Source organism: Streptomyces sp. CAI-85, assembly GCF_013363615.1.
In the GTDB taxonomy this organism is placed as follows: Bacteria; Actinomycetota; Actinomycetes; order Streptomycetales; family Streptomycetaceae; genus Streptomyces; species Streptomyces antibioticus_B.
In genome coordinates this window covers 1-18,417 of record NZ_JAANNX010000055.1, presented here as the reverse complement: position 1 = coordinate 18,417, position 18,417 = coordinate 1, and the positions used below count along the sequence as shown (strand labels likewise).

16 protein-coding genes and 1 pseudogene are annotated in these 18,417 nt (G+C 70.3%); 13 read left to right on the top strand and 4 right to left on the bottom strand.

The window, feature by feature from the left end; translation table 11 throughout:
• The first annotated feature begins 39 nt into the window (after positions 1-39).
• The 4 genes from G6W55_RS31050 (at position 40) to G6W55_RS31035 (ending at position 6,132) form a co-directional block, all read left to right on the top strand.
• Entirely contained in the window at positions 40-1,971 is a 1,932-nt protein-coding gene (locus G6W55_RS31050; protein ID WP_175524053.1) for an ATP-binding cassette domain-containing protein, read from the top strand.
• Between the two features lie 162 nt (positions 1,972-2,133).
• Positions 2,134-3,021: a FadR/GntR family transcriptional regulator gene (locus tag G6W55_RS31045; protein WP_175524052.1), complete on the top strand. Its 888-nt coding sequence runs from the start codon at positions 2,134-2,136 to the stop codon at positions 3,019-3,021.
• A gap of 528 nt (positions 3,022-3,549) precedes the next feature.
• On the top strand, positions 3,550-5,100 hold the full coding sequence (locus G6W55_RS31040; protein ID WP_085213033.1) for an RNA polymerase sigma factor: 1,551 nt from the start codon (positions 3,550-3,552) through the stop codon (positions 5,098-5,100).
• Between the two features lie 153 nt (positions 5,101-5,253).
• A complete protein-coding gene (locus tag G6W55_RS31035; protein ID WP_175524051.1) occupies positions 5,254-6,132 on the top strand; it encodes a serine protease in 879 nt (292 codons plus the stop codon).
• A 135-nt stretch (positions 6,133-6,267) separates the two neighbouring features.
• Here G6W55_RS31035 and G6W55_RS31030 read toward each other — a convergent pair whose 3' ends face one another.
• Positions 6,268-6,498, bottom strand: a complete 231-nt coding sequence (locus G6W55_RS31030; protein WP_030790025.1) for a hypothetical protein — start codon at positions 6,496-6,498, stop codon at positions 6,268-6,270.
• Positions 6,499-6,941: 443 nt separating this feature from the next.
• Between G6W55_RS31030 and G6W55_RS31025 the strand changes: the two genes are divergently transcribed.
• From G6W55_RS31025 to G6W55_RS31000, 6 genes are all read left to right on the top strand, one after another.
• On the top strand, positions 6,942-9,065 hold the full coding sequence (locus G6W55_RS31025) for a type IIA DNA topoisomerase subunit B (RefSeq protein WP_085212856.1): 2,124 nt from the start codon (positions 6,942-6,944) through the stop codon (positions 9,063-9,065).
• Positions 9,066-9,314: 249 nt separating this feature from the next.
• Positions 9,315-9,839: a DUF1453 family protein gene (locus tag G6W55_RS31020; protein ID WP_175524050.1), complete on the top strand. Its 525-nt coding sequence runs from the start codon at positions 9,315-9,317 to the stop codon at positions 9,837-9,839.
• Complete coding sequence (locus G6W55_RS31015) at positions 9,836-10,987, top strand: histidine kinase (protein ID WP_175524049.1); 1,152 nt, start codon at positions 9,836-9,838, stop codon at positions 10,985-10,987. The genes G6W55_RS31020 and G6W55_RS31015 overlap by 4 nt, the downstream gene beginning before the upstream one ends.
• The gene (locus tag G6W55_RS31010) at positions 10,984-11,667 is read left to right on the top strand and encodes a response regulator transcription factor (RefSeq protein ID WP_030790018.1); all 684 of its coding nucleotides are present in this window, start codon (positions 10,984-10,986) and stop codon (positions 11,665-11,667) included. Before G6W55_RS31015 ends, G6W55_RS31010 begins: the two co-directional genes overlap by 4 nt.
• An 81-nt stretch (positions 11,668-11,748) precedes the next feature.
• Positions 11,749-12,309: a DUF485 domain-containing protein gene (locus G6W55_RS31005; protein WP_175524048.1), complete on the top strand. Its 561-nt coding sequence runs from the start codon at positions 11,749-11,751 to the stop codon at positions 12,307-12,309.
• On the top strand, positions 12,306-13,898 hold the full coding sequence (locus tag G6W55_RS31000; RefSeq protein ID WP_175524047.1) for a cation acetate symporter: 1,593 nt from the start codon (positions 12,306-12,308) through the stop codon (positions 13,896-13,898). The genes G6W55_RS31005 and G6W55_RS31000 overlap by 4 nt, the downstream gene beginning before the upstream one ends.
• A gap of 48 nt (positions 13,899-13,946) precedes the next feature.
• On the opposite strand, the gene G6W55_RS30995 is transcribed toward G6W55_RS31000, so the two are convergent.
• The 3 genes and pseudogenes from G6W55_RS30995 to G6W55_RS30985 form a co-directional block, all read right to left on the bottom strand.
• Complete coding sequence (locus tag G6W55_RS30995; RefSeq protein WP_175524046.1) at positions 13,947-14,627, bottom strand: response regulator; 681 nt, start codon at positions 14,625-14,627, stop codon at positions 13,947-13,949.
• Positions 14,624-15,373: pseudogene (locus G6W55_RS30990) on the bottom strand (sensor histidine kinase); the annotation flags it as partial. The pseudogene G6W55_RS30990 and the gene G6W55_RS30995, both read right to left, overlap by 4 nt.
• 102 nt (positions 15,374-15,475) lie before the next feature.
• Positions 15,476-15,910, bottom strand: a complete 435-nt coding sequence (locus G6W55_RS30985; RefSeq protein WP_030587677.1) for an arsenate reductase ArsC — start codon at positions 15,908-15,910, stop codon at positions 15,476-15,478.
• Between the two features lie 91 nt (positions 15,911-16,001).
• Between G6W55_RS30985 and G6W55_RS30980 the strand changes: the two genes are divergently transcribed.
• The 3 genes from G6W55_RS30980 to G6W55_RS30970 all read left to right on the top strand — a co-directional run.
• Entirely contained in the window at positions 16,002-16,310 is a 309-nt protein-coding gene (locus G6W55_RS30980; protein WP_030587673.1) for a helix-turn-helix transcriptional regulator, read from the top strand.
• Entirely contained in the window at positions 16,307-17,425 is a 1,119-nt protein-coding gene (gene arsB, locus G6W55_RS30975; RefSeq protein ID WP_175524045.1) for an ACR3 family arsenite efflux transporter, read from the top strand. Before G6W55_RS30980 ends, arsB begins: the two co-directional genes overlap by 4 nt.
• A partial coding sequence (locus G6W55_RS30970) for an ArsO family NAD(P)H-dependent flavin-containing monooxygenase (protein ID WP_175524044.1) occupies positions 17,422-18,417 on the top strand: 996 nt, incomplete at its 3' end. The genes arsB and G6W55_RS30970, both read left to right, overlap by 4 nt.

The following is an 18,417-nucleotide window of genomic DNA, read 5'->3' as shown; positions in this document are numbered from 1 at the left end:
GACCGGGGAAATCGGACATAACGCGCTATCTTGCTTCGGGTGATCCAGGCCGTCGGACTGACCAGCAACCCCCGCAAGGCGCTTCCGCCCGCCGTCGACGACGTCTCCTTCGAGGCACGCGCGGGCCGCGTCACCGTACTGCTCGGCGCGTCCGGCGCGGGCAAGACCACGGTGCTGAGACTCATGCTCGAACTCCAACAGGGGCGCGGTCTCACCTACTTCAGAGGCCGCCCCCTGCACCGCATCGCCCACCCCTCCCGTGAAGTAGGCGTTCTTCTGGGCGATGTACCCGGACACCCGTCCCGCACCGTCCGCGGTCATCTGCGGATGCTGTGCGCGGCCACCGGAGTTCCGGTCAGGCGAGCCGACGAAGTCCTGGAGGTCGTCGGCCTGGTCAGCCTCCGCGACGAACGCCTCGGCACCCTCTCCCGCGGCATGGACCGACGTCTCGGTCTCGCCTGCGCCCTGCTCGCGGACCCGCACACCCTCGTCCTCGACGCCCCCGCGGACGGGCTCTCGTCGCGCGAAAACCGTTGGCTGCACGGCATGCTGCGGGCCCACGCGGACCAGGGGGGCACGGTCCTGACGACCACCGCGGACCCCAAGGAGGCCGCTCGCACGGCTGACCAGGTCGTCACCCTGAAGGAGGGCAGGCTCGTCGCGGACCAGGACGCCGCCGACTTCGCCCGCACCCGGCTGCGCCCCCGCGTGGCCGTCCGCAGCCCGCACGCCGCCCGCCTCGCCGCCCTGCTCACCAAGGAGGCCCGGACCGCGCACTGCTCCGTCGAGGTCGTCCAGGAGGACGGCAACCGGCTCTCGGTGTACGGCAGTACGTGCGCAGACGTAGGAGAGGCGGCTTTCCGCCACGGCATCCTCATCCACCAACTCGCCGACGAGACAGGTGACATGGGGAGCAGCGCTGTCTTGACGGCTGCCGTGGGTGTGGTGGGGGCAGAGGCTCACGTCGAGGCATCCGCTACGGCGGACTGCACCGAGTCGGACACCGATACCGACACCGACGACTCGTTCGACAACCCTGCCGAAGCCGAGGTTGAGACCGGGGTCGAGGCCGAGACCGAGGGCACCGACACCACCCCTCCCACCCCCGCCCCGTCACCCTCCCTCCCCGCGCCCTCCCTCCCCTCCCCCCGCGCCGCCGACGCCCTTTCCGCCCTCCCGCCCCCCATCTCCGTCCGCTCCGCCCCCAGCCCGCTCCGTCCACTTCGCTACGAACTCCGCCGCGCCGCCGGCATCAGCACGGGCTTCCTGACCGGGGCCGCCGTCCTGGTCGTGTCCGCCCTCACCGCCGTACTCCTCGCGCGCGTGGGGCACACCCCGCAGGCGCGGTTGCTGGCCGCGTGGCCCGCGCAGTTGCCGCTGCCGCCCGCGGCGCTCGGGGCGGGGCTGCTGGGGGCGCTGGCCTTCGGGGACGAGTTCCGTCACCCCGCGCTGGCCGCGGACCGCGGGACCGTGCCCCGGAGGCTGGGCATGCTCACCGCCAAGCTCGTCGTCGCCGCGTTCACCGCGCTGCTGCTGGCCTTCCTCACGATCGGCTGCAACGCCGAAGTGCTCTACCTGCTCTACGGTCGGGAGTTCGCGAAGGTTCCCGGGGACTGGCTTGCGTTGACCGCCAGTTGGTTCGGACTGGTCGTCGGCTGCGCGTGGGCCGGCGTCCTGGCCGCGGGTGTCTTCCGCTCCACCACGGCAGGACTGGCGGCGGTGCTCGCCGTTCCGGTCGCCGTCGTACCCCTCGTACAGGCGGCCGCCGGGAACACATCAGTGCGGACCGCGGCGGGACTTTCGGTGCGCCTGCGCGAAGTGCTGTTGGTGCAGTGGCCCTTCGGCGGGGAGCGCTATCTGTCCGCAGCGGTGCGCCTCGTCGCCCAACCCGTGGGCTGGGCACTGGCGTTGTCGCTGACCACGCTGCTCTGCGCGTATCTGTTCACGACCCTGCGCAGCAGGGTCCGATGACGACTGTCCGCAACCATATGGTCCGGGCATGTGCACAACTCCCCGGAGAAAGCCCATTTCTTTCCGATAAGGCGTCAATTGCGACGGGGTGAGCGATCACCCTTTCGTGTGCTTTTCACCAAAGACCTCAAGGGAGTTGGAGGCGACGCCGACAAAGGATCCGTGAGTACCCTTGCGCACACCATGATGACCGCCGCCCGCTCCGCCGACTCCGGTCTGGCCGGCCCGGGCGAACTCGACCGCTACCCCTTCGCCGACGCGCCCTCCGTCGACCGCGTCGGTGTTCCCGTCTGGGAAGGCGCGGACCCCGAGCTGGGCCGTGTGGGCCGGCGCACCGCGGGCAGCCGCGGCCGCGGGCTGCACGGCCAGCTCGTCCAACAGCTCGGACAGATGATCGTTTCGGGTGACCTGGGCGCCGACCGTCCGCTGGTGCCCGAGGAGATCGGCCAGCGTTTCGAGGTCTCCCGCACCGTCGTCCGCGAGTCGCTTCGCGTGCTGGAGGCCAAGGGCCTGGTCAGCGCCCGGCCGAACGTCGGCACACGCGTGCGTCCCGTGAGCGACTGGAACCTTCTCGACCCGGACATCATCGAATGGCGCGCCTTCGGTCCGCAGCGCGACGATCAGCGACGTGAGCTGAGCGAGCTGCGCTGGACGATCGAACCGCTCGCCGCCCGGCTCGCCGCCGGGCACGGCCGGGACGATGTGCAGCAGCGGCTCGGTGACATGGTCGAGATCATGGGGCACGCGATGGCGCAGGGTGACGCGCTCACGTACTCCCGGGCCGACACCGAGTTCCACGCGCTGCTCATCCAGGTCTCGGGAAACCGCATGCTGGAGCACCTCTCCGGGATCGTGTCGGCGGCCCTTCAGGTCTCCGGCGGTCCGGTCACCGGCTGCGACCGGCCGACCGAGGTGTCCCTGGCCCACCACGGCAGGATCGTGGACGCCCTGGCGGCGGCCGACGGCGGTGCGGCCGAGGCGGCGATGCGGCAGCTCCTCACCGTGCACCCCGAGGTGGAGCGCGTCGTACCGGCGCCGCGCGAGCACTGACCGCACACCACTGGGCGGCACGGCCCGGGGGTGCCCTCCCCCTCCTGCGTCATCCCCGGCCGGCTTGCCCGCCCCCTTCGGACCCCGCGGAACCCGTCCCCGGGGCTGCGGGGTCCGGTGCGTGACAGGCGGGGGCGCCTGGCGGGCAGGGGGCGCACGGCAGGTGTGGGGCGCGCGACGCGCATGCGCCGGCGCACAACGAGCAAGGGCTGATGACGGCGAAGAAGGCCGCCGCGAGAGGCGCAGAACGCGCACGGGTGCCACAGGTGACCTTCTTTGTCATGATCTGACTGCTTTTGATCGCTTACGGGGTGTGACTCGGGCCACGAAGATTGGGCGTAACGCTCATGGAAACAACGCGATGACCTAAGAGGTGACAGTCGAGGAGGGAATACGGACGCCGGTCACGGCGCTGTGAATCTTCCCGGCCCCCGCCCGCACCGTCGGCCCATCCCCAGGTCGGTGGTCGGCTCCTGTCCGTCGTGGACGGGGCCGGAAGCCGTTTTCCAACGTTCCGAGAGGTTGTTCGTGTCGGCCAGCACATCCCGTACGCTCCCGCCGGAGATCGCCGAGTCCGTCTCTGTCATGGCGCTCATTGAGCGGGGAAAGGCTGAGGGGCAGATCGCCGGCGACGATGTGCGTCGGGCCTTCGAAGCTGACCAGATTCCGGCCACTCAGTGGAAGAACGTACTGCGCAGCCTCAACCAGATCCTCGAGGAAGAGGGTGTGACGCTGATGGTCAGTGCCGCGGAGCCCAAGCGCACCCGAAAGAGCGTCGCAGCGAAGAGTCCGGCCAAGCGCACCGCCACCAAGACCGTGGCGGCGAAGACGGTGACCACGAGGAAGGCCACCGCCACCACCTCGGCCGCCCCGGTCGCCTCCGCTGCGGACGACGTCACAGAGGAAGAGACCGCCCCCGCCAAGAAGGCGGCCGCGAAGAAGACGACGACCGCCAAGAAGGCGGCCGCGAAGAAGACCACCGCCCCCGCGAAGAAGACGGCGGCCAAGAAGACCGCCGCCAAGAAGGACGACGCCGAGCTGGTCGAGGAAGAGGTCCTCGAAGAGGCGGCTCCCAAGGGCGACGAGCCCGAGGGCACCGAGAACGCCGGCTTCGTCCTGTCCGACGAGGACGAGGACGACGCGCCGGCCCAGCAGGTCGCCGCCGCCGGCGCCACGGCCGACCCGGTCAAGGACTACCTCAAGCAGATCGGCAAGGTCCCGCTGCTCAACGCCGAGCAGGAGGTCGAGCTCGCCAAGCGCATCGAGGCCGGTCTGTTCGCCGAGGACAAGCTGGCCAACGCCGACAAGCTCGCCCCCAAGCTCAAGCGCGAGCTGGAGATCATCGCCGAGGACGGGCGCCGCGCCAAGAACCACCTCCTGGAGGCCAACCTCCGTCTGGTGGTCTCCCTGGCCAAGCGCTACACCGGCCGCGGCATGCTCTTCCTGGACCTCATCCAGGAGGGCAACCTCGGTCTGATCCGCGCGGTCGAGAAGTTCGACTACACCAAGGGCTACAAGTTCTCCACGTACGCCACCTGGTGGATCCGTCAGGCGATCACCCGCGCCATGGCCGACCAGGCGCGCACCATCCGTATCCCGGTGCACATGGTCGAGGTCATCAACAAGCTCGCGCGCGTGCAGCGCCAGATGCTCCAGGACCTGGGCCGCGAGCCCACCCCGGAGGAGCTGGCCAAGGAACTCGACATGACCCCCGAGAAGGTCATCGAGGTCCAGAAGTACGGCCGCGAGCCCATCTCCCTGCACACCCCGCTGGGCGAGGACGGCGACAGCGAGTTCGGTGACCTCATCGAGGACTCCGAGGCCGTCGTGCCCGCCGACGCGGTCAGCTTCACGCTCCTCCAGGAGCAGCTCCACTCCGTCCTCGACACGCTCTCCGAGCGCGAGGCCGGCGTCGTCTCCATGCGGTTCGGTCTCACCGACGGTCAGCCCAAGACCCTCGACGAGATCGGCAAGGTGTACGGCGTCACGCGTGAGCGGATCCGCCAGATCGAGTCCAAGACCATGTCGAAGCTGCGCCACCCGTCGCGTTCGCAGGTGCTCCGCGACTACCTCGACTAGGTCACTGCCGTACGACCGAGTCACCGCCGTACGACGCCGAAGGCCCGGCCTCCCCTCGGGGAAGCCGGGCCTTCGGCGTGAGCGCGCGGGTGCGGGGCGTCGCCGAGTGGATCACTCTGGGTGTTCATCGATCACTTCAGGTGAGGAGCGCGCATGCGACGTCCCTTGGTCCGGGCGCTGGCCCGGCCGTTGATCCTCGCGGCCGCGGCGGCCGCCATACCGTTGCTGTCGGCCGCCCCGGCAGCCTCCGACGGCGTCGTCGTGGGCGGCTTTCCCGTCGATGTCGCGCACAGCCCGTGGACGGTCGCGCTGTCCAGCCGTGACCGGTTCGGAGGTACACGGTCGGGGCAGTTCTGCGGCGGGGTCGTGGTGGGGCCGACCACCGTGCTCACGGCCGCCCACTGCCTGAGCCTGGACGCCCTCGGGGCGCCGCCGGACCAGGTGCGCGACCTGAAGGTCATCGCGGAGCGCACGGATCTGTACACGGACCACGGCAGGGAGATCCGCGTGAGCGGCACCTGGGTGAATCCGGACTACGACAGTGCCAGCAACGCGGGCGACTTCGCCGTACTGACGCTTGCCGAATCTCTGCCGCGGACGGCGGCCATCGCTCTGGCCGCCGAGGGTGATCCCGCGTACGCGCCCGGTACCGAGGCCGTCGTCTACGGATGGGGGGACACCACCGGGTTCGGCGCCTACGCCCACAGCCTGCGGGCGGCCCGGGTGCATGTGCTGGAGGACGAGCGCTGCGAGCGGGCCTATCCGGCCTCGCCCGACGGCACCTATCTGGCGTCGAGCATGGTGTGCGCCGGCGAGCCGCAGGGCGGCCGCGACGCCTGCCAGGGGGACAGCGGCGGACCGCTGGTCGCTCAGGGCCGGCTCATCGGTCTGGTGTCGTGGGGCAGCGGTTGCGGCCGTGCGGGGAGCCCAGGCGTCTATACGCGCGTCTCGGACGTCGTACGGGTGCTCGGGCCCGGCGCCACACCTCCGGGCGCCCTCGCGACCCCTTCAGACGCCGCCACGACGTCCTGACGGGAGCTGGGTGCTTCTCCGTCCTGGGGCGGGGATGCCGTATCGCGGTATGAAAACGGGCGGCGGCCCCTGTTTCCAGGGGCCGCCGCCACGCACCGGCCTGTGCCGGCTTTCGCTCGTCGTGGACGCGAGGGATCAGCGCTCTTCTTCGGAGGCGGATGCAGGAACGGTCGTCAGCCGCTCCGTCTCGTCCTGTATTTCAGCGGCGATCTTCTTGAGCTCCGGCTCGAACTTGCGGCCGTGGTGGGCGCAGAAGAGCAGTTCTCCGCCGCTGAGCAGGACGACGCGCACGTACGCCTGGGCGCCGCAGCGGTCGCAGCGGTCAGCGGCCGTCAGCGGGCTCGCGGGGGTCAGAACAGTAGTCACGTCGCCTCTTCTCTAGCTCGACGAGCTGTCGTACCAGGGTCAACATCCAACCAGCCCCAAAACGTTCCCGCTCGTGGCTTCTCCTCGAAAAAAATCTTCGAGGTGGCCGTCTGCTGCCGGTTTGGCGGCGAATGTGCCGTATTGCGTGTCTTTGTGTCTTACGGTTTCGCGCTGTCGGTCATGGTCCGGTCCTTCCGGCTGGGTTGCCGGTTTGTTCATGAGGACGTGCCCGGAGCCTAAATGGTTCATGCCTCGAAGGGAACGTGATATGTACTTCACCCCATTGAGGGATCGAACATGCATGCGACTCTGGACTAGGGTGAGTCACACACGAGGGTGGCGTGACAACGGCTCTACCAGGCATCGGTACCCTCTTGGCGGCGAATGACGCCGTGCCCTTACCCAGAAGGGCCCCACCTGAAATTCAGCGAGGAGCGAACCGCGTGACCGCCGAAACGTCCGTGCCGTCCACAGCTCTGCTGGCAGGAGCAGACCGGGACGGTTCCAACTACACCGCGCGGCACCTGCTCGTCCTCGAGGGGCTCGAGGCCGTGCGGAAGCGTCCGGGCATGTACATCGGGTCGACCGACAGCCGCGGTCTGATGCACTGCCTGTGGGAGATCATCGACAACTCGGTCGACGAGGCCCTCGGGGGCTACTGCGACCACATCGAGGTGATCCTGCACGACGACGCCTCGGTCGAGGTGCGGGACAACGGCCGGGGCATCCCGGTCGACGTCGAACCCAAGACCGGACTCTCCGGCGTCGAGGTCGTCATGACCAAGCTGCACGCCGGCGGCAAGTTCGGCGGCGGCTCCTACGCCGCCTCCGGCGGTCTGCACGGCGTCGGTGCCTCCGTCGTGAACGCCCTGTCCGCCCGGCTCGACGTCGAGGTGGACCGCGGTGGCCACACACACGCGATCAGCTTCCGCCGCGGTGTCCCCGGGGCCTTCGGCGCCGACGGCCCCGACGCCAAGTTCGAGTCCGGGAGCGGGCTGCGCAAGGCCAAGAAGATCGCCAGGGCCCGCACCGGCACGCGTGTGCGGTACTGGGCCGACCGGCAGATCTTCCTCAAGGACGCCAAGCTCTCGCTGGAGAACCTCCACCAGCGCGCCCGCCAGACCGCCTTCCTGGTGCCGGGCCTGACCATCGTCGTCCGCGACGAGTACGGCCTGGGCGACGGCGGCAGCAAGGGCGAGGAGTCGTTCCGCTTCGACGGCGGCATCAGCGAGTTCTGCGAGTACCTGGCCACCGACAAGGCCGTGTGCGACGTCCTCCGCTTCACCGGACAGGGCACCTTCCGGGAGACCGTCCCGGTCCTCGACGAGCACGGCCAGATGACCCCCACCCAGGTCACCCGCGAACTCGAGGTCGATGTCGCGATGCGCTGGGGCACGGGGTACGACACGACCCTGAAGTCCTTCGTCAACATCATCGCCACCCCCAAGGGCGGCACCCACGTCGCCGGCTTCGAGACGGCCGTCGCCAGCACCATGAACGAGGTGCTGCGCGCCAAGAAGCTCCTGCGCGTCGCCGAGGACGACATCGTCAAGGACGACGCCCTGGAGGGTCTGACCGCCGTCGTCACCGTCCGGCTGGCCGAGCCGCAGTTCGAGGGCCAGACCAAGGAGGTGCTCGGCACCTCGGCGGCCCGTCGCATCGTGAACACCGTGATCTCCAAGGAGCTCAAGGCGTTCCTGACATCCACCAAGCGGGACGCCGCCGCCCAGGCGCGGGTCGTCATGGAGAAGGCGGTCGCCGCGGCACGCACGCGTATCGCCGCCCGCCAGCACAAGGACGCGCAGCGCCGCAAGACGGCCCTGGAGTCCTCCTCCCTGCCCGCCAAGCTCGCCGACTGCCGCAGTGACGACGTCGACCGCAGCGAGCTGTTCATCGTCGAGGGGGACTCCGCGCTCGGTACGGCGAAGCTCGCCCGGAACTCCGAGTTCCAGGCGCTGCTGCCGATCCGCGGCAAGATCCTCAACGTCCAGAAGTCGTCCGTCACCGACATGCTGAAGAACGCCGAGTGCGGGGCGATCATCCAGGTCATAGGGGCCGGCTCCGGGCGCACCTTCGACATCGACGCCGCCCGCTACGGCAAGATCATCATGATGACCGACGCCGATGTGGACGGCTCCCACATCCGGTGCCTGCTGCTGACCCTGTTCCAGCGCTACATGCGGCCCATGGTCGAGGCCGGCCGGGTGTTCGCCGCGGTGCCGCCGCTGCACCGCATCGAGCTGGTCCAGCCGAAGCGGGGCCAGGACAAGTACGTCTACACGTACTCGGACCGTGAGCTGCGCGACAAGCTCATGGAGTTCCAGACCAAGGGCGTCCGGTACAAGGACTCCATCCAGCGCTACAAGGGCCTCGGTGAGATGGACGCCGACCAGCTCGCGGAGACGACGATGGACCCGCGCCACCGCACCCTGCGCCGGATCAACCTCTCCGACCTCGAAGCGGCCGAGCAGGTGTTCGATCTGCTCATGGGTAACGACGTGGCTCCTCGGAAGGAGTTCATCTCCAGCTCGGCGGCGACGCTGGACCGGTCGCGCATCGATGCGTAGGCGCTGCGCTCGGCCGTGAGAGGTGTGGCCCGGTCCGGACACGAGGTCTGTGCTCGGGCCGGGCCTGACGGCTGACCGGTGCCAGGGCGCACGAGCCCTGCTCTCCACCCGTGGGTGGAGAGAACAGGCAGGTCGAGTTCCACCCTTGATCCACCCTGGTTCCGATCTCCTGGCCTGCGGGATTCCGTAGCGTCGAAGGCGTCGGCAGCGCTCGCTGTCGGCTTCCCCTTCCCGCTGACGGAGGCTGTGATGTCCGGGCTTGTCGACGCGCTGTTGATCGCGGCCGTGGCCGTGCTGGTGATCGTGCGGCAGTTTCGTGCGAGCCGTGTGGACACGGACCGGCGATGGTGGGTCCTGCCCGGTGTCCTGGCCGTCGTGGCTCTGCGCGAGCCCGGTCTTCTCGGCGCACACCATCACCTCGCGTCGGCCCTGGTGCTCGGGGCCGAGCTGATCGTGGGCGTGGCCATGGGAGCCGGCTGGGCCTGGACCACCCGCATATGGGTGGAGCCGGACGGCGCGATGTGGAGCAAGAGCACCAAGGCGAGCGTGATCGTCTGGATCACCGGCATCGGACTGCGCGTGGGTCTCTTCGGCCTGGCCGCACTGGTGGGCGTCCACCAGAACAGCTCCGCCCTGCTCCTTGCCCTCGCTTCCACCCTGCTGGTCCGCTCCGGGATCCTGATGTGGCGGGCGAGCGAGCTGCACGGCGCTTGCGCGCACGGTCCGGCGTACCGAGACCGCCTGCCCCGGCCCGCGTGGAAGGAGCCCGTGTGACGGAGAACGTGTGGACACGCTGGCCCTCGCGCGAGGCGCTGGGCCGCCAGGGGATCTCGGGAGCCAGACGGCTGCTGGCCTGGGCCGTGCGGCTGCTGGTGCTCGGCGCCCTGTTGTGGAGCGCCTTCCACGACAGACGGATCCATGGAGGGGCCGCGGTCGCCGGGGGCGTCGGGGTGCTGGTGGCCGGCGGACTGGCCTGGGCGTTGTTCCGGACCACGCTTCAGCACCGGCTGTGGCCCTCCCTCGGGCTCAGCACCCTCCTGCTGGGGCTCGCGGCCGCCCTCCAGACGGTGGGCCTCCGTTCACCGGCTGTCGTCCTGTGGTGCGGGTGCGCCATCGCCGCGCTGGAGAGACTTCCGCTCGCGGCAGGTCTGCCCATGGCCTCGGCCGCGTTCGCTGCCTTCGCCGTGGCCGACGGGGACGCCTGGCCGACCACCGCCGTCATCATCGGAGGCATGGCCCTCGCCGGTTACGCGCTGCGACTGGACGCCGAGGCGCGCGGGAGTGCCCAGCGGCTGCTCGCTCAGGAGCGGGCGGCCAGAGCGGCCGAGGCCGAGTCGGCGGCGCTGGCCGAGCGGGCCCGTATCGCCCGGGAGATCCACGATGTGCTGGCACACAGTCTCTCGGCGCAGCTCGTGCACCTGGAGGCCGCCCGGCTGCTGATCGAGCGGGGCGCGGACCGGGCGCAGATCCTCGAACGGGTGGTGGCGGCCCGCGGGATGGCCCGTGACGGGCTGGACGAGACCCGGCAGGCGCTCTCCGCGCTGAGGGGCGACCTGACCCCGCTGGAGGAGTTCCTGACCGGCCTGGTGCGTCAGGCCGACGGAGCCGAGATCACCGTCGAGGGCGAGCGAAGACCGCTGCCGGCCGAGGCGTCGCAGACCGTGCGGCGGGTCGCGCAGGAGGCACTGACGAACGCCCGCAAGCACGCGCCCGGGGCGAAGGTCTGCGTGCGGTTGGCGTACGAAGCCCGTGAAGTGACCCTGGACGTACGGGACTCGGGTGGCTCGCCGGGCGAACTCGCGCAGGTCGGTGGCGGGTACGGTCTGCTGGGTATGCGCGAGCGTGCGGAGCTGCTGGGCGGGTCGCTCGACGCGGGACCGGGTGAGGAAGGGTTCGTGGTGACGCTGAGGGTGCCGGTATGACACGGGAGACGGACGACAGGCCGGCCAGGGTCGTGGTGGCGGACGACCAGACCGTCGTTCGGGAGGGCATCGTGATGCTGCTCGGACTGCTGCCGGGGGTCGAGGTCGTGGGCGCCGCGGGAGACGGGGACGAGGCGGTGAAGCTGGTCGCCGAACTTGCCCCGGACGTGGTGCTGATGGACCTGCGCATGCCCCGCTGCGACGGAGTCGAGGCCACCCGGCGCATCCGGGCCGAGCACCCCGGGACACAGGTGGTGGTGCTCACGACGTTCGCCGACGACGAGTCCCTGTTCCCGGCGCTGAAGGCGGGCGCCCGGGGCTATCTGACCAAGGACGCGGGCGGGGACGAGATCGTGCGGGCCGTGCAGAGCGTCCTGTCCGGGGACGCGGGGCTCTCACCGAGCGTCCAACGGCGGTTGCTGGAGCGGCTTTCGGCGCCCGAGCCGGAACCGGCGCACCCCGCGGAGCCGCCGGACGGGCTGACCACACGAGAGACGGAGGTGCTGTTGCTGATCGCCGAAGGGCTCAGCAACCAGGAGATCGGGCGGAGGCTGCATGTGTCCACGGCGACGGTGAAGACCCACATCAACAACATGTTCGCCAAGATCGGGATCAAGGACCGGGCGCAGGCGGTGCGTTACGCGTACAGAAAGGGGTTGGTACGGCCTCCGGCGGGGTGAATGGTCGGTTGGGTCACCTGATGGGGTGAAGTGTGCAGGGAAGAAGAGTCGGGGATCTTCCCGTTCTGTCCATCCTTGGGCATGCAGTCAAGCAACGGTCGTTCCCACGGCGACGGGGACGGTCCCGAGAGACCGGGTGACCACCATCAGGGCCAGGGTTCGGCGTTCGTCGACGCGCCGACAGGGGTGCGCTACGAAGACCCGTGGTACGACGCGCTCGCGTCGGGCTGGGGCGAGCCGGGCACCGGAAGGGCGCCCACGGCCGAGGTCCCGGCGGCGCGCAAGGAGCGGGAGGACGGGGCCGTGGCGGCGGCCCAGGTCTACCTGGAGGTGCAGCGCAGCGCGGCCTTCCAGGAAGTGCGCAGCCGGTACCGGAGGTTCGTGGGACCGGCGGTCGCCGGGTTCTTCCTCTGGTACGTCGGGTACGTCGTGACCGCGACGGCGGCGCCGGGATTCATGGCGCGACCCGTGGCCGGCGCGGTGAACGTGGCATTGCTCGCGGGGCTCGGACAGTTCCTCAGCACGTTCCTGCTCACCTGGGCCTACGCCCGGCACGCTCGGCTGCGACGGGACCGTGCCGCGCTGGAACTTCGCTGGGACACACAGGAGTTGACGCGGGGCGCGAGAGGCGGCGTTCTGTGACCGGCGACCACCAGACGCTCGCGTTACTGCTGTTCAGTGCCTTCGTCGCGGTCACCTTGGGGATCACGACATGGGTGAGCCGGCAACGGCAGGGTTCGGAGGAGGAGTTCTACGCCGGCGGGCGGTTGTTCTCGCCGATGGAGAATGGTTTTGCCATCGCGGGCGACTACATGTCGGCCGCCTCTTTCCTCGGGATCTCCGGGCTCATCGCCCTCTACGGCTACGACGGGCTGCTGTACTCGGTCGGCTTTCTGGTGGCCTGGCTGGTGGTGCTGTTCCTCGTCGCCGAACTGGTCCGCAACTGCGGGCGGTTCACGCTCGCCGACGTGGTCGCCGCGCGGATGAGGGAACGGCCCGTGCGGATCGCGGCGGGAACTTCCTCGGTCACCGTGTCCGTTCTCTATCTGGTGGCGCAGATGGTCGGGGCGGGCAGCCTGGTCGCGCTGCTCCTCGGGAACACGAGCGCCGCGGCCCAGGTGTGGGCGGTCATCGGGGTCGGCGCGCTCATGGTGATCTACGTGTCGTTGGGAGGGATGCGGGCCACCACATGGATCCAGATCGTCAAGGCGGTGCTGCTGCTCGCCGGCACGATCGTGCTCACGGTGCTCGTCCTGGTGCGCTTCCACGGTGACTTCGACCGGCTGCTGCTGACGGCGGCGGAGCGCAGCGGGCACGGGACGGCGTTCCTGGCACCGGGGCTGAAGTACGGCGGGGACTGGACGGCGCGTTTCGACTTCATGAGCCTGGGACTGGCGCTGGTGCTGGGCACGGCGGGACTCCCGCACATCCTGTCGCGCTTCTACACCGTGCCGACGGCCCGGGCGGCACGTCGGTCCGTCGTCTGGTCGATCGGGCTCATCGGCGGCTTCTACCTGATGACGATCGTCCTCGGCTTCGGGGCGGCGGCCATCGTCGGCACCGACGCCGTGCGGGGCTCCAACGCGGCGGGGAACACGGCGGTGCCGTTGCTCGCTCTGGACCTGGGCGGTGGCGCCGACTCCACCGGGGGCACGGTGCTGTTCGCGGTCGTGGCGGCCGTCGCCTTCGCCACGATCCTCGCGGTCGTCGCCGGCATCACCCTCGCCTCCTCGGCCTCGGTGGCGCACGACCTGTACGCCTCGCTGCGCCGCCGGGGCGCGAAGCCGCGCAGCGAGGTGGCGGTGGCGCGGGCGGCCGCCGTCGGGATCGGTGTCGTCGCGATCGCCCTCGGCCTGCTGGCCCGCGATCTCAACGTGGCCTTCCTGGTGGGGCTCGCGTTCGCGGTCGCGGCGTCCGCGAATCTGCCGGTCCTGCTGTACTCGCTGTTCTGGCGGGGCTTCACGACCCGGGGCGCCGTGTGGGCGGTGTACGGCGGGCTGGTGCCGGCTCTGCTGCTCGTCGTGCTGTCGCCGGTGGTGTCGGGCAGCCCGGAATCGCTCTTCCCCGGCGTGGACATCCAGTACTTCCCGCTCCAGAACCCGGGCCTGGTCTCGATCCCGCTCGGCTTCCTCGCGGGCTGGCTCGGCACCGTCACCTCCACCGAGGTCGCGGACGAGGCCAAGCACGCGGAGACCGAGGTGCGTTCGCTGACGGGAGCGGGAGCGGTGTAGGCGGCACACCCGCGTCTCCACCGTCGTACGGCAGCCGGCCTTCGGTGTTCAGGGGCGGGTCGCCCAGGTGTAGCGGTGTTCGGGGCGGCCCGCGTCGCCGTATTTCAGGGTGAGGCGGGCTCGGCCGGTGCGTTCCAGGAGTTTCAGGTAGCGCTGGGCGGTCTGGCGGCTCACTCCCGTCCGTTCGGCGATCTCCTGGGCGGACAGGGGGCCTTCGGCGTTCATCAGGGACTGGCGGACCAGTTCGGCGGTCGTGGGGGAGTGGCCCTTGGGCAGTCCGGGTTCCGAGGAGGCGGACAGGGCGCCGAAGATGCGGTCGACGTCGGCCTGTTCGGCCTCGCCGCCGCCGTCCAGGGTGCTGCGCAGATCGGCGTACGCCTCCAGCTTGGCGCGCAGGCCGGCGAAGGCGAACGGTTTCACCAGGTACTGAAGGGCACCCTGACGCATCGCGGCCTGGACCGTGGCGACGTCCCGTGCCGCCGTCACCATGATCACGTCGGTCTGATGGCCGCGGCGGCGCATCTCCTGGACGACCTCCAGGCCCGTCTCGTCGGGCAGATAGTGGTCCAGCAGGACCAGGTCCACCTGCGGCAACAGCTCCAACTGGCGCAGCGCCCCGGCCGCGTCGTGCGCCTCGGCGGCCACGTGGAAGCCGGGGACCTTCTCGACGTAGGCGGCGTTGACCTGGGCGACCCTGGTGTCGTCGTCCACGACCAGGACCTGGATCATCGTGACTTCTCCTTGGCGGTGCGGGGCGACGGGGCGGCCAGGGCGGGTGCCGGACCCGTGGCGCAGGGAGTGGGCTCGGGGCCGTCCCCCGGCCCCGGGTCGGTCAGAGCCTCGGGCAGGACGACGGTGAACTCGGCGCCGCCACCCTCCGCCTCGCCCACGGTGGCGCTGCCGCCCTGGCGCTCGGCGAGCCGGTGGACCAGGGAGAGCCCGATGCCGCGCTTCCCGTGCGCGGGCGGCCGCTTCGTGGACCAGCCCTCGGTGAAGATCAGCTCACGTTCGGTGGCAGGGACGCCCGGTCCGGTGTCCCGTACGCGCAGGATCGCCGTGCGCCCCTCGGCGCGCAGTTCGACCTCCACGCGCGCGTGCGGGGTGCCCGCGGCGGCGTCGAGCGCGTTGTCCACCAGGTTGCCGACGACCGTCACCAGCCCGCGCGGGTCGATCAGCCGGTCCGGGAGCCGGGTGCGGTCCGAGACCCACAGGGTGACCCCGCGCTCGGCCGCCACGGTCGCCTTGCCGACCAGCAGGGCGGCGAGCAGCGGGTCCTCGATCCGCTCGGCCACCTGCTCGGCGGTGGCCCGGTGCTCGCCGACGACCTCCCCCACGAACTCCGCGGCGTCGTCGTACATCTCCAGTTCGAGCAGGCCGAGCAGGGTGTGCATGCGGTTGGCGTGCTCGTGGTCCTGGGCGCGCAGGGCGTCGAGGAGGCCGTGCGTGGAGTCGAGTTCGCGGCCGAGCTGCTCCAGTAGCTGGTACCAGGCACGTATTCCAGGGCTGCGGTATTCCTACGCCAGCAGGGCCCCTGAGTGACAGGGCTGTGCGCGCGATGACGACGTCGGCTACTCCGCTTACGCAGTCGCTTCTGGCTCGGCCGGGGCGATCTCGGCGATCAGATCCTCGACCAGGGCCTTAATCTCGTCGCGGATCGGGCGGACAGCCTCGACGCCCTGTCCGGCCGGGTCGTCCAACTTCCAGTCCAGGTAGCGCTTGCCAGGGAAGACAGGGCAGGTGTCGCCGCAGCCCATGGTGATGCACACGTCGGACTCCTTCACCGCGTCCACGGTGAGGATCTTCGGGACCTCGGCGGAGATGTCGATGCCGACCTCGGCCATCGCGGCGACGGCGGCCGGGTTGACCTGCTCGCCCGGGTTGGAGCCGGCGGAGCGGACCTCGACGCGGTCCCCGGCAAGGCGGGTCAGCCAGGCGGCGGCCATCTGGGAACGGCCGGCGTTATGGACGCAGACGAACAGGACGGACGGCTTCGTGCCGGGGCTCTCGGGCATGAGGGGCTCTCCCGTCTCGCGGCGGCTGCACGCCACCCATGACATCAACATCCGCTGGTATCAGCGAACGGTGATGTGACAGTATCAGCGCATGCTGACTTCAGTCGATCCTGATGTGATCCGGGCGCTGGGCGATCCGCTCCGGCTGCAGATCGTGACCCTGCTGGCGCGCGAGACGCTGTGCACCACGCATCTGGTGGAGGAGACCGGGGCCAAGCAGACCAACCTGTCCAACCACATGAAGGTGCTGCGCGAGGCCGGGCTGGTGGAGACCGAGCCGTGCGGCCGCTTCACCTACTACAAGCTCAAGCCCGACGTCCTGGCCGACCTGTCCGGACAGTTCGCCGCGCTCGCCGAATCCGCCCGCACAGCCGCCGAGAACAAGAGGGCCTGCCCGTGACCTCCACCGAGCCCACCGCTTCCCGCGCCCAGAGCGCTGAGGCGGCCGGGGACGACTCGATCGTCAAAAAGCTCTCCACCCTCGACCGTTACCTCGCGGTGTGGATCCTGTTCGCCATGGCCGCCGGTCTCGGTCTGGGGCGGCTCATCCCTGGCCTGAACGACGCGCTCGCGAAGGTGGAGATTGGCGGGATCTCCCTGCCGATCGCGCTCGGTCTGCTGATCATGATGTACCCGGTGCTGGCGAAGGTCCGCTACGACCGGCTCGACGCCGTCACCGGCGACCGCAAGCTGATGGCCTCCTCGCTGGTCATCAACTGGATCGTCGGCCCGGCGGTCATGTTCGCGCTCGCGTGGATCTTCCTGCCGGACCTGCCCGAGTACCGCACGGGTCTGATCATCGTGGGCCTGGCCCGTTGTATCGCCATGGTGATCATCTGGAACGACCTGGCCTGCGGCGACCGCGAGGCCGCCGCCGTCCTGGTCGCTCTCAACTCGGTGTTCCAGGTCATCGCATTCGGCCTGCTGGGCTGGTTCTACCTCGACCTGCTGCCCCGGTGGATGAGCCTTGGCGACGGCCAGGGCCTGGACGTGTCCGTGTGGCACATCGCCCTGAATGTCGTCGTCTTCCTCGGGGTCCCGCTGCTGGCCGGCTTCCTGACCCGCCGCATCGGCGAGCGGAAGCTGGGCCGCGCGGACTACGAGCAGCGGTTCCTGCCGAGGATCGGGCCGTGGGCGCTGTACGGGCTGCTGTTCACGATCGTCATTCTCTTCGCCCTCCAGGGGAAGACCATCACCTCGCAGCCGCTGGACGTCGCCCGGATCGCGCTGCCGCTGCTGGTCTACTTCGCCGTGATGTTCTTCGGGACCTTCCTCCTGGGCAAGGGCTTGGGTCTGGCCTATGACCGCACCGCGACCCTCGCCTTCACCGCGGCGGGCAACAACTTCGAGCTGGCCATCGCGGTCGCCATCGCCACCTTCGGCGTCACCTCCGGCCAGGCCCTGTCCGGCGTCGTCGGCCCGCTCATCGAAGTACCGGTGCTCATCGGCCTGGTCTACGTCGCGCTCTCCTGGCGCCGGAAGTTCGCCGCCGACGCGGTGACGACGGCCCCGTGACCCAGCGCACGGATGTGGTGGTGGTCGGCGGCGGCCAGGCAGGACTCGCCGCCGGCTACCACCTGCGCCGCCAAGGTCTCGACTTCGTGATCCTGGACGCCGAGGCGGCGCCGGGCGGGTCCTGGCAGCACATGTGGGACTCGCTGCACCTGTTCTCCCCGGCCGCGCACTCCTCGCTGCCCGGCCGCCTCATGCCCGCCCAAGGAGGCGAGACGTACCCGGGCGCCGGGCACGTGGTGGACTACCTGACCGACTACGAAAAGCGCTACGACCTGCCCGTCCAGCACGGCACCCGCGTGGACGCCGTGCGCCGCGACGCAGACCGGCTCCTGGTCGAAGCGGACTCCGGCACCTGGCGGGCCCGTGCGGTCATCAGCGCCACCGGCAACTGGTCGCGGCCGTTTCTGCCCGCCGTGCCCGGCCGCAGTACCTTCACTGGGCGGCAGCTGCACACGGTGAACTACCGCTGTCCGGCCGACTTCGCCGACCAGCGTGTCGTCGTGGTCGGCGGCGGAAACTCCGGCGCCCAGATCGCCGCCGACCTCGCCCTGGACGGCCGTGTCCAGGTGACGTGGGTGACGCAGCGCCCGCCGCGGTTCCTGCCGGACGACATCGAGGGCCGTGCCCTGTTCGATGTCGCCACCGCCCGCCGCCGCGCCCTCGACGCCGGCCGTAACGACACCGGTGGGGTGGCTTCGCTCGGCGACATCGTGGCCGTGCCGCCCGTCCGCGCCGCCCGCGACGCCGGACTCCTGACCGCGAAGCCGATGTTCACCCAGCTCACCGCTGCCGGTGTCCGGTGGGCCGACGGCAGCCAGAGCGACGCGGACGCGATCGTCTGGTGCACCGGCTTCCGCCCGGCACTGGCCCACCTCGCCCCGCTGAACCTGCGCGGCCCGCGCGGCCACATCCCCACCGACGGGACACGTGCCCTCGGCGAGCCGCGGCTGCACCTGCTCGGCTACGGCGACTGGACCGGCCCGGCCTCGGCC